The organism is Blautia sp. JLR.GB0024 (genome assembly GCF_037000545.1).
Classification (GTDB): domain Bacteria; phylum Bacillota; class Clostridia; order Lachnospirales; family Lachnospiraceae; genus Blautia; species Blautia celeris.
The window spans coordinates 43,154-58,618 of the sequence record NZ_JBANBF010000006.1; the positions used below are offsets into that span (position 1 = coordinate 43,154).

General features: G+C 44.0%; 21 protein-coding genes and 1 pseudogene. 5 read left to right on the forward strand and 17 right to left on the reverse strand.

Annotation, left to right across the window (positions count from 1 at the left end):
- Window position 1: 1 nt before the first annotated feature.
- The 11 genes from V8Q34_RS14885 to V8Q34_RS14935 all read right to left on the reverse strand — a co-directional run bounded on the left by V8Q34_RS14885 (window position 2) and on the right by V8Q34_RS14935 (window position 5,584).
- Window positions 2–286, reverse strand: coding sequence for a hypothetical protein (locus tag V8Q34_RS14885; protein ID WP_335835819.1), 285 nt, complete (start codon window positions 284–286; stop codon window positions 2–4).
- Complete coding sequence (locus V8Q34_RS14890) at window positions 287–436, reverse strand: hypothetical protein (protein ID WP_335835820.1); 150 nt, start codon at window positions 434–436, stop codon at window positions 287–289.
- Window positions 433–1,026 carry a DUF7448 domain-containing protein gene (locus V8Q34_RS14895; RefSeq protein WP_335835821.1) on the reverse strand — a complete coding sequence of 198 codons (594 nt, stop codon included), beginning with the start codon at window positions 1,024–1,026 and terminating at the stop codon, window positions 433–435. The genes V8Q34_RS14890 and V8Q34_RS14895 overlap by 4 nt, the downstream gene beginning before the upstream one ends.
- A complete protein-coding gene (locus tag V8Q34_RS14900) occupies window positions 1,023–1,397 on the reverse strand; it encodes a hypothetical protein (protein WP_335835822.1) in 375 nt (124 codons plus the stop codon). The genes V8Q34_RS14895 and V8Q34_RS14900 overlap by 4 nt, the downstream gene beginning before the upstream one ends.
- The gene (locus V8Q34_RS14905; protein WP_335835823.1) at window positions 1,394–3,397 is read right to left on the reverse strand and encodes an AAA family ATPase; all 2,004 of its coding nucleotides are present in this window, start codon (window positions 3,395–3,397) and stop codon (window positions 1,394–1,396) included. The genes V8Q34_RS14900 and V8Q34_RS14905 overlap by 4 nt, the downstream gene beginning before the upstream one ends.
- Before the next feature lie 20 nt (window positions 3,398–3,417).
- The gene (locus tag V8Q34_RS14910; protein ID WP_335835824.1) at window positions 3,418–3,648 is read right to left on the reverse strand and encodes a hypothetical protein; all 231 of its coding nucleotides are present in this window, start codon (window positions 3,646–3,648) and stop codon (window positions 3,418–3,420) included.
- Between the two features lie 51 nt (window positions 3,649–3,699).
- Window positions 3,700–4,008 (reverse strand): hypothetical protein, encoded by a 309-nt coding sequence (locus V8Q34_RS14915; protein WP_335835825.1) that lies wholly within the window; start codon window positions 4,006–4,008, stop codon window positions 3,700–3,702.
- A 144-nt stretch (window positions 4,009–4,152) separates the two neighbouring features.
- Window positions 4,153–4,365, reverse strand: coding sequence for a hypothetical protein (locus V8Q34_RS14920; protein WP_335835826.1), 213 nt, complete (start codon window positions 4,363–4,365; stop codon window positions 4,153–4,155).
- 26 nt (window positions 4,366–4,391) lie between these two features.
- Window positions 4,392–4,538, reverse strand: a complete 147-nt coding sequence (locus V8Q34_RS14925) for a hypothetical protein (protein WP_335835827.1) — start codon at window positions 4,536–4,538, stop codon at window positions 4,392–4,394.
- 48 nt (window positions 4,539–4,586) lie between these two features.
- The gene (locus tag V8Q34_RS14930) at window positions 4,587–5,330 is read right to left on the reverse strand and encodes a phage antirepressor (RefSeq protein WP_335835828.1); all 744 of its coding nucleotides are present in this window, start codon (window positions 5,328–5,330) and stop codon (window positions 4,587–4,589) included.
- On the reverse strand, window positions 5,327–5,584 hold the full coding sequence (locus tag V8Q34_RS14935; RefSeq protein WP_335835829.1) for a DUF739 family protein: 258 nt from the start codon (window positions 5,582–5,584) through the stop codon (window positions 5,327–5,329). The genes V8Q34_RS14930 and V8Q34_RS14935 overlap by 4 nt, the downstream gene beginning before the upstream one ends.
- Window positions 5,585–5,748: 164 nt before the next feature.
- Here V8Q34_RS14935 and V8Q34_RS14940 point away from each other — a divergent pair, with 164 nt between their 5' ends.
- From V8Q34_RS14940 to V8Q34_RS14960, 5 genes and pseudogenes are all read left to right on the forward strand, one after another.
- Window positions 5,749–6,372: a helix-turn-helix domain-containing protein gene (locus V8Q34_RS14940; protein ID WP_335835830.1), complete on the forward strand. Its 624-nt coding sequence runs from the start codon at window positions 5,749–5,751 to the stop codon at window positions 6,370–6,372.
- A gap of 5 nt (window positions 6,373–6,377) precedes the next feature.
- Entirely contained in the window at window positions 6,378–6,839 is a 462-nt protein-coding gene (locus V8Q34_RS14945) for an ImmA/IrrE family metallo-endopeptidase (protein WP_335835831.1), read from the forward strand.
- A 53-nt stretch (window positions 6,840–6,892) separates the two neighbouring features.
- Window positions 6,893–7,972: a zinc-ribbon domain-containing protein gene (locus V8Q34_RS14950; RefSeq protein WP_335835832.1), complete on the forward strand. Its 1,080-nt coding sequence runs from the start codon at window positions 6,893–6,895 to the stop codon at window positions 7,970–7,972.
- A 176-nt stretch (window positions 7,973–8,148) separates the two neighbouring features.
- Window positions 8,149–9,639: a recombinase family protein gene (locus tag V8Q34_RS14955; protein ID WP_335835833.1), complete on the forward strand. Its 1,491-nt coding sequence runs from the start codon at window positions 8,149–8,151 to the stop codon at window positions 9,637–9,639.
- 49 nt (window positions 9,640–9,688) lie between these two features.
- A pseudogene (locus V8Q34_RS14960) lies at window positions 9,689–10,075 on the forward strand (peptidoglycan-binding protein); the annotation flags it as partial.
- 66 nt (window positions 10,076–10,141) lie between these two features.
- On the opposite strand, the gene rseP reads toward V8Q34_RS14960, so the two are convergent.
- The 6 genes from rseP to pyrH all read right to left on the reverse strand — a co-directional run bounded on the left by rseP (window position 10,142) and on the right by pyrH (window position 15,460).
- Window positions 10,142–11,458, reverse strand: a complete 1,317-nt coding sequence (gene rseP, locus V8Q34_RS14965) for an RIP metalloprotease RseP (protein WP_305145664.1) — start codon at window positions 11,456–11,458, stop codon at window positions 10,142–10,144.
- Window positions 11,442–12,584, reverse strand: a complete 1,143-nt coding sequence (dxr, locus tag V8Q34_RS14970; RefSeq protein WP_148392908.1) for a 1-deoxy-D-xylulose-5-phosphate reductoisomerase — start codon at window positions 12,582–12,584, stop codon at window positions 11,442–11,444. Before dxr ends, rseP begins: the two co-directional genes overlap by 17 nt.
- Window positions 12,585–12,600: 16 nt before the next feature.
- Complete coding sequence (locus V8Q34_RS14975; protein ID WP_033143420.1) at window positions 12,601–13,410, reverse strand: phosphatidate cytidylyltransferase; 810 nt, start codon at window positions 13,408–13,410, stop codon at window positions 12,601–12,603.
- A gap of 1 nt (window position 13,411) precedes the next feature.
- On the reverse strand, window positions 13,412–14,119 hold the full coding sequence (locus V8Q34_RS14980; RefSeq protein WP_335835834.1) for an isoprenyl transferase: 708 nt from the start codon (window positions 14,117–14,119) through the stop codon (window positions 13,412–13,414).
- A gap of 69 nt (window positions 14,120–14,188) precedes the next feature.
- A complete protein-coding gene (gene frr / locus V8Q34_RS14985) occupies window positions 14,189–14,746 on the reverse strand; it encodes a ribosome recycling factor (RefSeq protein WP_033143422.1) in 558 nt (185 codons plus the stop codon).
- Between the two features lie 18 nt (window positions 14,747–14,764).
- Entirely contained in the window at window positions 14,765–15,460 is a 696-nt protein-coding gene (gene pyrH / locus V8Q34_RS14990; protein WP_033143423.1) for a UMP kinase, read from the reverse strand.
- Window positions 15,461–15,465: the final 5 nt, after the last annotated feature.

Genomic DNA, 15,465 nt, shown 5'->3' on the forward strand with positions numbered 1-15,465 from the left:
CTTATTCTGTGAATACCACACCCATGTCAGACAAGAAATCATAAATCTTATCTTCAAGGGAAACTTCATTCTGTTTCTTTGCCTGCTCTATTTCTTCCTTGGTCTTTGCTTCAACTACAAATCCTTTTTTTCTTAAACAATCCGGACACACATCAATTTGTAAACCACTGTAATTTACATGATTTTTAATATGGATACCCTCTGTCCTAACTGTAATCTTCGCCAAGTCATCCCTGCTTTTGCTCTGCTTGCAAATATCGCAAGTATATACTTCTGTCTTTGCCATCTAACATTTCCTCCCTTCGCATTCTTCGCAAAAATCATCATAGGCAGTACACAGCCCATATCCTTCACTGTCCTCATTGTCACAGCACCATTCCCCGGACAGATTGATGTGGGATTTATAGGTGCCGCAACATTGATTAGGGTTATTCATTGGCGGGCACCTCCTTCAATTTTAAAATCTACACGCTCGCTATAATACCCATTGGAAGTGCCACACCAGCGAATAGTCACATATCCTTTAAGTGCTGCAAATTTGTAGAATGTGTACGTCATACTTTCACAGCATCCATCGTCCATATTTTCATGGCAAATTTCCTCTGCCATTTTAATTGGACTATTTTCCAAATCGCTTAGATTCCCACAAATATCTTCTATGAAGACATTCTCACAACAATCCTGTGCATGGTAGAATATATATCGTGTTCCATCTGGAAGTATAAAAACCAACTCTTCATTTCTGATGTTCTCGACTTTTACGAAAGTTTTTCCGATGAAATTTTCAAGAACAGTGACATTTTCAACAGATCCATATTTGTCCTTTACAATTCCAATAATACTCTTCACCTTATCCCGGAACCCTGCCACTTCTTCCTCAGACACGTTCGTCTCCACGACAACCCCCGTGGCAGAAGAATCAATCTGGACGATATCACCGGGTTTTACGGCTACCGGAGAATCATACGTGTAAGCTTTTCCAGTGGGCTGGTTATCTTTTAAAAATCTTACTTTGATTAAATTCATGGTTTCTCCTCCACTTTTTCCAGCACGCCATCTGATATCATGTCGAACAATGTGTCTGTCAACACAGTTAACTCATGACCGCCAATATGATATGTACAAGATGGAGCGCAATCAATATACAAGTCATTCCCGAAGCTTTCTTGCGTCCTGATGGATATCTGTACCATCGGAATATCATATTCATCATCCGTATAAGCAACTTTTTCCGGCTCTTCTTCGTCCATCGAAAATTTATGCCACCAACCATGCTGATACTCATAACCTAGACCAACCAGACAACGCTCACCGGAATCTGCCCATTCTTTGCCCGTTCTGAATCCATATTTTTTCAATGCCTCAAAAGGCACCCCTTCTTTTAATCTCAAGCTCACTTTTGCACCTCCACTCTCAGCTCTTCATCATCAGATACCATCAATATAACCATCTGACAATCCATCATTTTCAAGGATTTGTCCATATTTTCGCTATCCAGACTTTCTGCATCATCAAGAAATACCGGACAGTTGATTCCTGTAATCTTCTGGATAGAATTACAGATATCCAATCTCCCGAGGATTCGATTGCCTTTATTTGAAGAAATGTCAATCAGTGATTTCTTATCAATGGTCGGGATACACACACTTTTATAATTATCTGATTTATTTGTCTCCCACAACTGCCAATCCACATACTTAAACTGTGCATTTATACTGTCTGCAAGCATCTCATTCTTATGTTTGTCCAGTTTATCGACCAGGAAAAGTATCTTCTCACAATCTGCTTTCGCTTGTTCCATATTGATACGGTTCTTCCTAAGTTCTTCAAGGCGTTCCTCAGCTTCCGTTGTGTCTGCTGACGCAATCCTCTTCTCCACTTCCGATAATTCTTCACGTAAACCAGAAAGTTCGGTTCTAAGCTGTTTGCGATAGCCCGCACCAATGTCCATATTCCGCCCAGCTTCTTCCAGATTAGACAATTCTTTCTGCAAGACCTCGTATTCCTGATTGTCAGACAAATCGGGAGTTTGAGGTGATTTAGCCAATTCTTCCATAGCATCCACTATTTCTGAACTGAATTGGATCGCATCTTCTTTGATCTGGTCAATCTTTTCCTCTAACTGTTCAATCTCCTTTATGTCCCTCTCAATAGAATCCACAACTGCTTTACCTTGTGTGTTAATCTCCATAATCCTGCTGTTTTTTGCTTTTTCAAATTCTGCCTTTGCATTGTCATAGCTTATTCTGCTCTTGCATTTTTGTTCCTCATAATCGGTAAGCTTGTGCTGCTTCAATTCGTCTGGAAGCATTTGTCCGCAGGTTGGACATATGAGAGCATTTTCATCAAATTCAGGAATTTCTTCATACTCCGGATAAGTTTTCCCTTTCTCTTCCTTCCATAACTCATGTAGGCGGATTTTTTCAGCCTCATTCTGTTCAATCGTTTTCTTCAACTGTTCAATCCGCATCTCAGATAACTTAACCTGATTCCTCGACTTTTCAACCCCCTCCGTAGCTTCGTCGATTCGCTTCTGAATGGAGTTTCGTTCTTCATGTAAAGAAGCATTAGCCTTATCAATAATCTCCCTCATTCTACCTTTTACACGAATGATTTCGGTGGATACCTTATCGTATTCTTTGATCGCAGAGCTTGTATCTTCCATCTGACGTTCTGTAATGTCAATCTGCTCTCTGAGATAATTCGCCTGCAGCTCCAGTTCAGCAGTGTCAATAACCACCGCACAATCACGTTCTTTTTCCTTTATCTGCCCTTCCAAGATAGGAAGTTCCTTGGAAATCTTAGCCTTACTGGCCTTATTCATGGCAACAATCTCTTCCAGCTCATACTGTTGGAGGAGCGGGACCAATTCAGCCAGATCCCCAAATTTCTCTGATACGTCGAGATTGGTCACACTGTCGACAGTTCCAAATAAGAAATCCCGCATTTCTTTCGGTTTTTTGGCTAAGAAAGCATTGATACTGGAGCATATTTTAAAGACATCCATATCCAGGTCAAAATAATCATTAAAATCCCGCATCGTTTTGGGAACTTCATTGATGAAGTATGTATTATTATCCGAATAAGAAACCCCATCTCTTCCAAATTTGCGCTTCTGGACTTTCTTAACAACAACCTCCTTCCCGTTGAACTCAAATACTCCCTCTACAGAAACATCCATATCAGCTACAGCTACACCATCTATCTCCCTGCGGATTTTCGGATTGTCCCTCAATTCATAATCGCAGTTAAAAAGTAGCCATGTATACCCGGTCAGAATACTACTTTTTCCTTTACCATTCTTACCGATAATTTTTGTAATCTCTGCAAAATCAACGGATTTCTCATGGTAATTCATAAAATTCTGCAACGTCAGTTTTTTTAATCTAATCTCCATCCTGTTTTAACCTCACAATCTTATCCCTTTGATTCTTCCAGCATGTCCACAGCTTCCCCGACGGCACTATATGCTGAATCCAGCGACCCACAAGCAGTTTCAGCAGTTTCATATTTTTCAGAATTAACCAGATTTTCTGGCATGTTGTCCCTGTACTCTTCTTCTTCGCTCGTAATATCTTCAATTTCTCCCTGTAGGTCCTGTAGCTTACCGATGACCTCGTCAATTCTTTTCCTTCTTGCCCTATTCATCTCTTGACTGAGCCTCCATTCATCCCCTATAATAAAGTTGATAAGTTTTTATCAGTGGTCCTGTTTGCTTGCCGGCGCAGGACCTTTTTTAGTTGGCTCTCCACCAAGAACTATTTGTTGCAACTCCACATCTCTCCAGGTGCTGAAATATGTTTTTGACCGATACTCATACGTCTCGCCAAATCCAGTATCATTGTCATACTGTATCGCCATGTAGTCCCCAGCCTCTACATATGCATACCCGTCAGGCGTAGCCCGGATATCTATATTGAGTCCTGTCTGCGCCGATATCTTCTGCAGCGCGATGCGCACGTTGCGCAGATATACCATGATATCGCTATCTGATTTTAATTTATCCATAGTTACTCCTCCTCTGGCATTTCCCGGTCCCAGCATTCCCGGCAATCCACACTATCGTTGCAATCGTTGCAATAGCTGTAATACTCATACCCAAATGAGTCTGGGCAGTATTTGCATCCCCCATCAAAATTTTCATTGATACATTCAGGATGCTCTTTCATTAATTTTTCCCGAAAAGTCATGTTTCCTCTTTCTCCTTTCCTCCCAATCTCGTGCCGCCTCCAGACCAACAACCAGCAACATAAATATAACTATGTAGCACATAACTGCCTGCGGTGCGTCCCGTGGCTGCCACCATCCGTTTGAAGCAGCAAGGGCGGTACAGATCGCGGCGTCTTTTACTGTGGTGTAGTGCATGAACTTGTCCCTCCTTTCTTACCGCCTTATTTGGCGGTTTTAACCTCTGTATATCCTAATTTGCCTGCCATCCTGCGGCACAATTCTGCAACCAGCCTTTCCCGGTCTTTATCTTCCAGGTCTTTCAGTTCTACTTTTCTACCGTCGATAATGGTTACATTGCGATAGGCCATATCAGCACCTCCCTGATTATGGTATGTAATTAAGGTTGTCTGGGTTCCTTATCCGACTTTCTCGTTGAGAAACTTATTGATAAAATATTGCTGTCCTTTTCCTGTCACTTTCGTAGTTTTATTAACTGTGGTGTGCCCATCTGAATGAGTGATTGCTGTCTCTTTAACCTCGAACAATCTCATTTCCATGCTCCTCTGCGTGGGAGCATTATAGTCCGTCCCTTTTCTGCGGATAAGATAACCATTATCTCTGAGATATGTAAATAATCTCTTCTCTCCAGTATCATAACCATTCTGCTTTAAGAGCTTCGCCAATTCCCCAATCAGAATAGATTGTTTAGATGTGGCTACGGCATCAGCAAAGATAGCTTTGGGCTTCATTTCTTCAATCTGGGCAGTTTGCTGTTCAATGGTTTTCTGAGCTTCCAGGACAGCCATCGCAAGAAGTTCCTTACCCTGTGGTATTGCATATGAGCCTGTTTTTCTAATGGCAGGAAGCACTTCTGATGTTACCCAATGTTTGAAACGCTGTGCTGACTCCAGCTTACTTCCGAATATAAGAGCGTAAAGGCCGGATTCATTGATAATTGTCATTGTTTGCTTCCCACCAGGGGTCTGTATTTCACCGACCCCTTTATCCTCGGAGTCAACATGCTGTCTAATCGCATCAGCCGTTCTTTCATAACCTAATGCTGTAGCTACATCTTTCCCCACAAGCCAAGGCTCGTTATCAATAGTTACTGTCCGTATTTGCCCAAACTCTGTGTTTTCAAAAATCTTTAACTGGTTCATGTCTTCTCCTTATTCTGTTTCAATTTTGAAACTTTTTGTTTAAAAAAATATACAGGAATCTCCGCTGTCTCTATATCAAGCAATTTACACCATTTCAAAATTTCGTCCTGTGAAAGGCCAATTCCATTATTTAATTTCAAGGACATTGACCTGTCTGATAGTTGATTTATGCTTGCAAAATTACCTTGTGTCTTAAATTTCTCAACTATTCTTCCCTTTAATTTACTGTAATCAAAAATAATTTTTTCACACAATTTATATCCCTCCTTCCTTGTTTCAATTTTGAAACTACTGTTAATATACTCTATCCAAGACCTAATGTCAATATATAATTTTCAATTTTTAAACTTTTTTGTTCAAAACACTTGAAATATAGTTTCATTTTTGATATTATGTATCTAAAGAAGGGAGTAGTATTATGAATGAGCCTATAGCAACTTTCAAGACAAGATTTAACAAAGCTCTTTCTGTAAAAAATATTAAACCAACAGAATTAGCAGAAAAAACCGGATTATCAAAATCAACAATTAGTCATTATAGATCGGGGTATACGAAACCAAAATCCGATAAACTTTTTATCCTGGCTACAGCCTTAGATGTGAGTGAGCAATGGCTCATGGGCTTAGATGTTCCCATGGAAAGGTTCACTCCAGATTATTTACTTCAATATGTTGCAGAAGAAGACAGGGAAATAGTAAGATATGCCATGAAGCATAAACTTACAAAAGATGATGATTCTAACATGACCCAAAGTGAGCTCGCATTAAAAACATTGCTTAATTCTTTCGGTTACGATTTATCATTTAATAAACAACATTACTATCTCACTGGGGACTCTGGTTTTACCGAAATAGATAGCGCTGAAATTAACGCTCTAATTTCTTCTACAACCGATTACCTGGAATTTAATGCAAAAAAATTATTTAAAGAAAAAGTATATGGAAATGTTTTTGTGAATGCTGCCAGCAAACGTTCTGACGCCACACCTGAAGATATAGAAAAAACTGACGAAATCATGAACGACGATAAGGAATGGGAGTGATATGCTTGAATTACGAAGATTTACTCTTGGAAGCAGACTCACATGGCCTTATTGTGAAAGAAAAAGATATACCGGGATTCAACGGGCGCATACATCAAAATAGGATTGCCATAAACAAAGATATTAAGACATCTGTTGAAAAGGCCTGTGTCTTAGCTGAAGAACTCGGCCACTACTACACCACCTATGGTAATATCATTAAACAAGATACTATTGAAAAGCAAAAACAGGAATTTAGAGCAAGAGTGTGGGGATATCAACGTATCATTACAATGGACAAACTAATCGCAGCATATCGCAAGGGGTGCCGAAATTCTTATGAAATAGCAGAAGAACTTGAAGTCACAGAAGAGTTCTTTTTAGAAGCTTTGCAGGTTTTCAAGCAAAAATACTATCCTTATATACAGTATAAGAATTATCTTATCCGATTTGAACCAACATTACAGATTTACAACTTTGCAGCATGATTAAATCGCTACGGCGTTTTAATAAAATTTTTTATAAAAAAGGGGGAAATATTATGGCATTAATTAAATGTCCGGAATGTGGTAAGGAAGTTTCCGACAAAGCTGCAGCATGTCCTAATTGTGGACACCCTATAGCAAAGGAAACAAATAATGGAAATACCCTATCGTCTATACCAGAGCCTCGAGTATATGCTCCACAGGAAAAGAAAGCAAAAAAGCCGTTAAGAAAAGGAGACAAGGTTCTAATATCTATCATTGCCGCTGCATGTGTTTTAATAGTAATTGGCGTATTTATAGCCGTATCAGGTGGTAGTGATAATGCATCTGTTTCCCCGAAGGGCAATGATACTCAAAAGGTTACAACAAAGGAGGGCACTATTGCCAAAGAAGAAGAACCCACAGGTAAAGAATACATAAGTGAAGACCAGATAAGCCAACTTTTTTCATCACCCAAAGACTTGAAAGGGAAATATGTAAAACTCACAGGCAAGATCTTTACAACACCAGAAACAAAGGACAATGTTACAGCTTTGCAAATTCATCATAACACCACAGACTATTCACAGAATTTCATTGTCAAGATTGAGAATCCTACGGCAACATATAATGACGGAGATTATGTGATTGTGGACGGAAAAATCAAAGGTACATATAAAGGAACTAACCTTATGGGTGCCTCTTTGGAAGTACCGTTAATTGAGGCAGACACTGTAGAAGTATCCACATATATGGATATTGTTGTTCCTACCAAAAATGAAGTATCTTACAATGCCCCTATTGACCAAAACGGCGTAGTTGTTTCACTCGATAAAATTCAATTTGCCGACACAGAGACCAGAATATATATCACTGTAACCAATAATTCTGATAGCAAATTCTACATTTATGATTACAGCGCTAAAGTAACACAAGGCACGCAACAATATGAAACTGATTCTGCTTCTCAATCTATATTTGAGGGTGATTATCCAAGGATTTCTGATGATATCCTTCCAGGTGTTACTTCGTCTGGGATAATTGTATTTCCTCCATTTGATGATAGCACAGATTTTCAGCTTCACCTTGAGGGTCATAGTGACGACTTCAATCTAGACTTTAATCCTTATGTCTTTAACTGTACTCTGAAACAATAAAACAAAAAAAACCGGCCCCTGCTCCAACAGAGACCGATTTTCATAGATGTACCCCATCAACTAAGGATGTACGGTAACACCTACCTTCAACAAGTAAAGTTTACCATACATCCTCTAATTTGACTAGGGTGTATTTTTTATACCCTTTTTTCATACCTTTTAAAGGGAGTGATGTAATGAGTGAAACCAGAATGGGCGCCATGTACATAAGAGTGTCCACCCACATGCAGGATGAACTATCACCCGATGCACAGAAAAGACTGCTCCTGGACTATGCAAAGCAAAACAACATCCTGATATCGGAAGAATATATTTTCATGGAAAAGGGAATCTCCGGAAAAAAGGCAGATAAACGACCGGAGTTCATGCGCATGATATCCTTAGCCAAACAGAAGCCGGCCCCCTTTGATATCATCTTAGTATGGAAGTACAGCCGTTTTGCCAGGAACCAGGAGGAATCCATTGTATATAAATCATTGCTGCGTAAGCAATGCAAAATCGAAGTATACAGCGTATCTGAACCAGTGGTGGAAGGTCCCTTCGGCAGCCTGATCGAGCGGATCATAGAGTGGATGGATGAATATTACTCTGTCCGGCTATCCGGAGAAGTGACCAGGGGAATGACAGAAAAGGCCATGCGCGGCGGTTATCAGGCCCGCCCACCTCTTGGATATCGAATCGAAAAGAACGGAGAACCGCCTGTCATTGTCCCGGAAGAGGCAAAGATTGTCAAACTTATCTTTGAAAAATATGTCAATGAATCATGTGGTATTTTTAATATTGCCCAGTATTTAAATGCCCGGGGATACAAAACATCACATGGCAAAAGCTTTGAACGCCGCAGCATAGAATACATCCTGCAGAATCCCTCATATTATGGCATGATACGATGGTATCGCACCTGCAATGAAACCAATGAAATCCGGGATAAGAGTGAATGGATAATATCTCAGGGCCACCATGAGCCTATCATCAGTCAGGAAGTCTTTGAGGCCGCCCAGAAGCGCTTTGAGAGCGAATATAAGCCTAAGGGAGCCCGTCCTTCCGCAACTTATCGCCATTGGCTCTCCGGCCTCGTAAAATGCCCATATTGCGGCCGTACCATGATTGCTAAAGCTGTCAAAGATAAGAGGTACGGACGGCACTACTGCTATTTTACATGTTATGGCTATGCAAAAGGCAAATGCCTGACGTCCGCCTCTGTCAGCTCAAAAGTCCTGGAACCAGAGATATTGTCCGCTATTGAGGATGCTCTGTCCAGTTGTGATCTGCAATTCGAGATTAAATCGAAAGAGGAAATAATTCACGAGGATGATATTTTAATACTGAACAAACAGTTGGAACGTGTGGATCAGAAGGAAGTCAGAATCAAAGAAGCTTACCGAAATGGAATTGACACACTGGAAGAATATAAAGAAAATAAGGAATTACTTTTGAAAGAAAAATCCGATATACTAAAAGAAATTGAGGCTCTCACTGCAAAGGTGGACACCAACACAGAAGATATCCCAAACCAGATGCGTGAACGGATTCAGACTGCTTACAGCATCGTATCATCTGACGAGTTTTCGGACCAACAGAAAAATGAAGCCATAAGAAGTGTTGTAGAAAAAATCATCTGGCATAAAGAGGAAAATCTTGCTGAAGTTTTCTATTATTACCTCTAAAAGCCTGTAAAATCAAGGTTTCGGTTACTTGTACGTTGTTACTATAAGGTTGACACAGTGGGGGTCCAAGTATCTGGGCGACCAGGGCTACACCGCCATTGAGATCCTCCGGAATTTCTACGGTGACAACATGTATATCAATACGGCTGAGGAGATTGCCGGCATCCCCATCTCATGGCCGGGAAGCAATCTGGATATCGGCAGCTCCGGCGACAAGGTGGAGCAGCTACAGGAACAGCTAAATGCCATCCGCCAGGGCTATCCCGCACTGCCGGCCGTAACCGTGGACGGCATCTACGGGGAGGGCACACAGCGGGCTGTACGGGATTTTCAGCGGATCTTCAGCCTGCCTGTCACGGGCATTGTGGATTATCCCACCTGGTACAAAATACAGGAGATCTACGTGGGCGTCACAAGAATCGCGGAACTTGTATAACCATCACCAAAAAATCCGGAAAGGCCGGGTACAGATTCTTTGTACCCAACCCTCCCGGATTTTCTTTTACAGCCTCTTGATATCATTAAACAGGACAAACACCATGAGCAGCATCAAAAGAACAAACCCCGCAAAGTGTATCATACCCTCCACATTCCGGTTCACCTCTTTGCCGCGTATGGCCTCTATGATGAGGAATACCAGACGACCTCCGTCCAGTGCCGGAATGGGCAGCAGGTTCATAACGCCCAGATTGGCAGACAGAAGGATCACCCAGTAGAGCATCTGCATGCTCAATATCACGCTGCCCTCGGATTTTGCCTCCTGGACAGAATCTCCGATGGCGTCCACAATCCCCACCGGGCCGGACAGGTCATTTACGGAAAATGTCCCCTTGATGAGAAGTCCCAGGCTCTGAACCGTACTGGTGATCCAGTAGCGGACCTCCACGGCGCTGTATTTGAGCACGCCTAAAAATCCGGTCTTCTCTCTGTACAGGTTATAGTCAAACCCGCTGCTGACCACAGTCCGCATCTGAGGTTTTGCCGTAACTTCCCGCTCCTTGCCGTTACGCTCCACTGTCAGAGTGATCTCATCCCCGGTGAGCGGATGCGCCTCCATATAATCCTGAAGCTCTTTTCCGTCTGTGATCTTCGTGCCCGCAATGCCTGTGATCACATCCCCGGCCTGCAGACCTGCTTTCATCATGGGACTGTCAATATAGATCTCCATGATCTGCGCAGGCCCTTCACTGCTGTAGGTAAATCCCAGCATCTTCTTCTCTATGCTGTCAGCAGTAAAGGAAATGTCCTCTGTCTTCCCTTCCCGCTTCACTTTCATATCAATGGTTTTATCCTGATACCCGTGCAGTGTCTGGTAAAGACTCAAATCCCTGCCTATGGAAATATGCTTTCCGTTGAATTCCGTGATCAGGTCGCCTTCCTTAAGTCCCGCCGCTTCCGCCGCGGACCCTTCCTGCACAACGGTCACTCTGGCCGGGTCATACCCCACCACGCTGGTGATGATCATGGCGCAGACAAAGGCCATGATAAAGTTAAACACAGGACCTGCCGCCACCACGGAGATTCTGGCCCACACAGAGGCATTGTTAAAGGAACCTGCGCTGTCGTCATCGTCATCCTCACCTACCATCAGGCAGGAACCGCCGATGGGAAACAGCTTCAGGGAATATCTGGTGCCGCCCTTCTCTGTGGAAATCAGCCTCGGTCCCATACCCAGTGAAAATTCCGTCACCGCAATGCCGTTCCTCTTTGCCAGCAGAAAATGTCCCAGCTCATGAAAAATAACGATCAGGGAAAAGATAATAACTGCAATCAAAATATTTATAATACCGGAAAAACTCAATCTACCACCTGCCTTCAATCCATCTGTAAGTCTCCTGTTCGATGCCTGTAATTTCATCTACGTCCGGATTCTCAATCACTTTATGTCTTTCCATAGCTTCTTCAATTATTGAATAAATATCCAGGAAACCGATTTTTCTGTTCAAAAACATACCTACTGCCTTTTCATTTGCAGCGTTGAATACCGTGGGCATGGAACCACCCCTTTTGGATGCCTCCATAGCCAGCGGCAGCCCTTTAAAGGTGTCCATATCCGGCTCCTCAAAAGTGATAGATCCAAGTGCCGCAAAATCCAGACGCTCTCCGGGAAGAAAACGTCTCTCGCCCCCATACAGGGCATACTGAATGGGAAGCCGCATATCCGGAGTTCCAAGCTGGGCAATGATGCCCCCGTCCACAAACTCCACCATGGAGTGAATGACACTCTGAGGCTGCACCACAACCTGTATCCGGTCCAGATCCATATGGAACAGCCACTTTGCCTCCATAACCTCCAGTCCCTTGTTCACCAGGGTAGCGGAGTCAATGGTAATCTTCTGCCCCATGGCCCAGTTGGGATGCTTCAGAGCGTCCTCCACACGGATATTCGTAAGCTCCTCCCGCTTCTTTCCCCGGAAAGGCCCGCCGGAAGCTGTGATCAGCAGTTTGTGGATCCTGGAAGGGTCCTCCCCGTTCAGAGCCTGGAAGATGGCACTGTGTTCACTGTCCACAGGCAGGATACGCACACCGTACTCTTTGGCAAGGGGCATGATAATATGCCCGGCTGTCACCAGTGTCTCCTTATTGGCAAGAGCAATATCCTTACCGGCCCGGATACCCTCCACAGTAGGGCGGATGCCGATCATGCCCACAATGGCTGTGACCAGTATATCCGACTCCGGCATGGCAGCCAGGGCGAGAAGCCCTTCCATGCCTCCTGTCACCGTACAATCCGTATCTGCGACCCTTTTTCTTAGCTCAGCCGCCTTTTTTTCATCCCCCACAGCCGCCAGCTTTGGATGAAAGCGCCGAATCTGTTCTTCCAGCATCCGGATATTGCTGCCTGCGGCAATTCCCACCACCTGCAGGTCATCATTTCTCCCCACCACATCCAAAGTCTGTGTGCCGATGGAACCTGTGGAACCTAATATCGCAATTTTCTTCATATCATCACAACCTCATTTACAGCAGTACATTTGCCAGGAAATAGATGAACGGTGCCGTAAATATGACACTGTCAAAACGGTCCAGAATACCGCCGTGGCCCGGGATCAGTCTGCCGTAATCCTTTATCTCTTTGTTTCTCTTGATCGCGGATGCCGCCAGATCTCCAACCATGGAGATCAATGCACCCACCGCGCAGATCAGGGCATACATAAGGGCCGTATGGCCGGAAGCAGGGTTCCATTTTGCAATCACCACTGCATACAGGGCGCCCAGAAGCGCGGCCCCCACAACGCCGCCCACACCGCCTTCCACGGATTTTTTCGGGCTTAACACAGGCGCCATTTTGTGCTTGCCGATGAGCATTCCCACACAGTAGGCACAGGTATCGCTGCCCCAGGAGCTTATAAAGATAAGGCCCACAAGCCATGCACCGCCTTCCAGATTCCTGGTTTTATAGATATAAGAAAGCATGACAGCCACGTAAATAACACCGAACATGGCAGCCATGATCTGGTCTGCATGGTATTTTGGGTATGTAAACACATACACGGACATAATGAGGACCAATGCAAATAAAATGGCAATAAGGGAAAATTCTTCCCTGTCCAGCAGAAGGGTCAGGTAGTAAACCATGGCCCCCGCATACCCCATGATCTCCAGGCTGCCGGCCTGATTTTCATGTACTCTCATGGCTTTGTACAGTTCCTGCATACCGATGAGGGAGATGGCAGCCAGCGTGGCAAAGAGCACGATTCCTCCCGGAATAATGGTGGCAAGGGCAATGATGACCAGCACAATTCCGCTTAACAGCCTTGTCTTGAACATGTTACTCCTCCTTCACGCCGCCGTATCTGCGGTCTCTCTGATTAAATTTCCAAATGGCCTTTTCAAACTCAGCCTTGTTAAAATCCGGCCATGCCACATCGGTAAAATAAAACTCCGTGTAGGCAAGCTGCCACATGAGAAAGTTGGAAAGGCGCTCCTCCCCGCTGGTACGGATCAACAGGTCAGGGTCCGGAAGTCCCTTGGTATCCAGATATCCGGATATGGTATCCTCTGTGATCTGCGCAGGGTCCAGCACGCCTTTTTTCACATCCCCGGCAAGTTCCTGCACCGCTCTTTTGATCTCATCCCTGCTGCCGTAATTCAGCGCGATCTGGAAATGCAGCTCATCAAACTGGCTGGAATACTCCTCCAGTTCTCTGATCCTTGCCTGCAGGTCCTCGTCAAAGACAGATGGCTCCCCGATCACGCGGACGCGCATCTTATTGTCCCTTGCGATTTTCAGGCATTTTTTCATATAATTGCGGAACAGCTTCATCAGGCCGTCCACTTCATCTTTGGAACGTTTCCAGTTTTCAGTGGAAAAGGCATAGACCGTGAGATATTTTACTCCCAGCTCCTTGGCTATGGAACATATTTTTTCCAGGTTTTCGCAGCCTTTCACATGCCCGTATGTCCTCGGCATTCCTTTGGCTTTGGCCCAGCGGCCGTTTCCGTCCAGAATGATCGCCACATGATTTGGAATCACCATGTTTTTCTCCTCCTACGCGTAAAAGAGGCACAATACCTTTTTCTTGTATGTGCCCCTCTTGATTATAAATTATACGGTTAAGATTTCTTTGGATTTCTCTTCCACTGTCTTATCAATGTTCTTGCCGAACTTATCTGTCAGTTTCTGGATCACATCTTCCAGCTCCTTGATCTCATCCTCAGATACATCCTGTTTTGCCAGTTTTTTGAATGCCTCATTGGCATCGCGGCGGATATTACGGATAGCTACCTTGGCAGCCTCCCCTTTCTTCTTCACGTCTTTCACCAGCTCTTTTCTGCGCTCCTCAGTGAGCTCAGGCAGCACCAGACGAATCGATTTGCCGTCATTATTGGGATTGATCCCCAGGTCAGATGTCAGGATCGCTTTCTGGATGTCTTTGATCAGAGAAGCCTCCCATGGCTGGATCTGAATCATTCTGGGTTCCGGAACGGTTACATTTGCCACCTGCTGCAGAGGTGTAGGTGCTCCATAATAGTCTACGGTGATTTTATCCAGAATATGCGGATTTGCACGTCCGGCACGGATAGTTCCCAGTTCTTTTACCAGGGCATCCATGGTCTTGTTCATCTTGTCTTCATATTTTGCAATTCTCTCATCAGTTGCCATACTCGTTTTCCTCCCAGATTATACTAATACTTTTGTTCCCGTGAATTTACCGTGCGCGGTATTCACAATACTGTCTTTCTCATTCAGCCCGAACACCAGCATGGGCATCTTATTTTCCATACAGAGGATGGAGGCGGTCATATCCACAACAGCCAGCTTTTTGTCAATGACTTCCTGGATGCTCACCTCATCATACTTCTTGGCATCCGGATTGCTCTTGGGATCACTGTCATACACGCCGTCCACTGCTTTTGCCAGGAAAATCATATCCGCTTCAATCTCCACTGCGCGCAGTACCGTTGCCGTATCCGTTGAGAAATAAGGATGGCCGGTGCCGCCTGCCATAAAGACTACCATGCCGCGGTCGAAATATTTATTGACACGGTCCTTGGAAAATAATTTTGTAAAGGAGCCGCATTCAAACGGGGTCAGGACGCTGGTTCTCATGCCTGCTGTGCGGAAGATCTCAGATACATAGATACAGTTCATGACTGTGGCAAGCATTCCGATCTGGTCAGCTTTGGTCCTGTCAATATTCTCACTGGTACGGCCTCTCCAGAAATTGCCGCCGCCGATGACAATACCCACCTGGATTCCCTCATCCACCAGAACTTTTACCTGGCGGGCAACCTCCATGACTGTCGCCTCATCAAAACCTGTCTTCTTTGGACCTGCCAGTGCTTCTCCGCTCAGTTTCAGTAAAATTCTCTTCATCTGTT

Bases quoted from the DNA above. Each gene is read 5' to 3' on its own strand.
- V8Q34_RS14890 (WP_335835820.1), bottom strand. From the start codon at position 436: ATGAATAACCCTAATCAATGTTGCGGCACCTATAAATCCCACATCAAT.
- V8Q34_RS14895 (WP_335835821.1), bottom strand. From the start codon at position 1,026: ATGAATTTAATCAAAGTAAGATTTTTAAAAGATAACCAGCCCACTGGA.
- V8Q34_RS14905 (WP_335835823.1), bottom strand. From the start codon at position 3,397: ATGGAGATTAGATTAAAAAAACTGACGTTGCAGAATTTTATGAATTAC.
- V8Q34_RS14975 (WP_033143420.1), bottom strand. From the start codon at position 13,410: ATGTTCAAGACAAGGCTGTTAAGCGGAATTGTGCTGGTCATCATTGCC.
- V8Q34_RS14920 (WP_335835826.1), bottom strand. From the start codon at position 4,365: ATGCACTACACCACAGTAAAAGACGCCGCGATCTGTACCGCCCTTGCT.
- V8Q34_RS14915 (WP_335835825.1), bottom strand. From the start codon at position 4,008: ATGGATAAATTAAAATCAGATAGCGATATCATGGTATATCTGCGCAAC.
- V8Q34_RS14930 (WP_335835828.1), bottom strand. From the start codon at position 5,330: ATGAACCAGTTAAAGATTTTTGAAAACACAGAGTTTGGGCAAATACGG.
- V8Q34_RS14910 (WP_335835824.1), bottom strand. From the start codon at position 3,648: ATGAATAGGGCAAGAAGGAAAAGAATTGACGAGGTCATCGGTAAGCTA.
- V8Q34_RS14940 (WP_335835830.1), top strand. From the start codon at position 5,749: ATGAATGAGCCTATAGCAACTTTCAAGACAAGATTTAACAAAGCTCTT.
- V8Q34_RS14955 (WP_335835833.1), top strand. From the start codon at position 8,149: ATGAGTGAAACCAGAATGGGCGCCATGTACATAAGAGTGTCCACCCAC.
- V8Q34_RS14980 (WP_335835834.1), bottom strand. From the start codon at position 14,119: ATGGTGATTCCAAATCATGTGGCGATCATTCTGGACGGAAACGGCCGC.
- V8Q34_RS14885 (WP_335835819.1), bottom strand. From the start codon at position 286: ATGGCAAAGACAGAAGTATATACTTGCGATATTTGCAAGCAGAGCAAA.
- frr (WP_033143422.1), bottom strand. From the start codon at position 14,746: ATGGCAACTGATGAGAGAATTGCAAAATATGAAGACAAGATGAACAAG.
- V8Q34_RS14925 (WP_335835827.1), bottom strand. From the start codon at position 4,538: ATGGCCTATCGCAATGTAACCATTATCGACGGTAGAAAAGTAGAACTG.
- V8Q34_RS14950 (WP_335835832.1), top strand. From the start codon at position 6,893: ATGGCATTAATTAAATGTCCGGAATGTGGTAAGGAAGTTTCCGACAAA.
- pyrH (WP_033143423.1), bottom strand. From the start codon at position 15,460: ATGAAGAGAATTTTACTGAAACTGAGCGGAGAAGCACTGGCAGGTCCA.
- dxr (WP_148392908.1), bottom strand. From the start codon at position 12,584: ATGAAGAAAATTGCGATATTAGGTTCCACAGGTTCCATCGGCACACAG.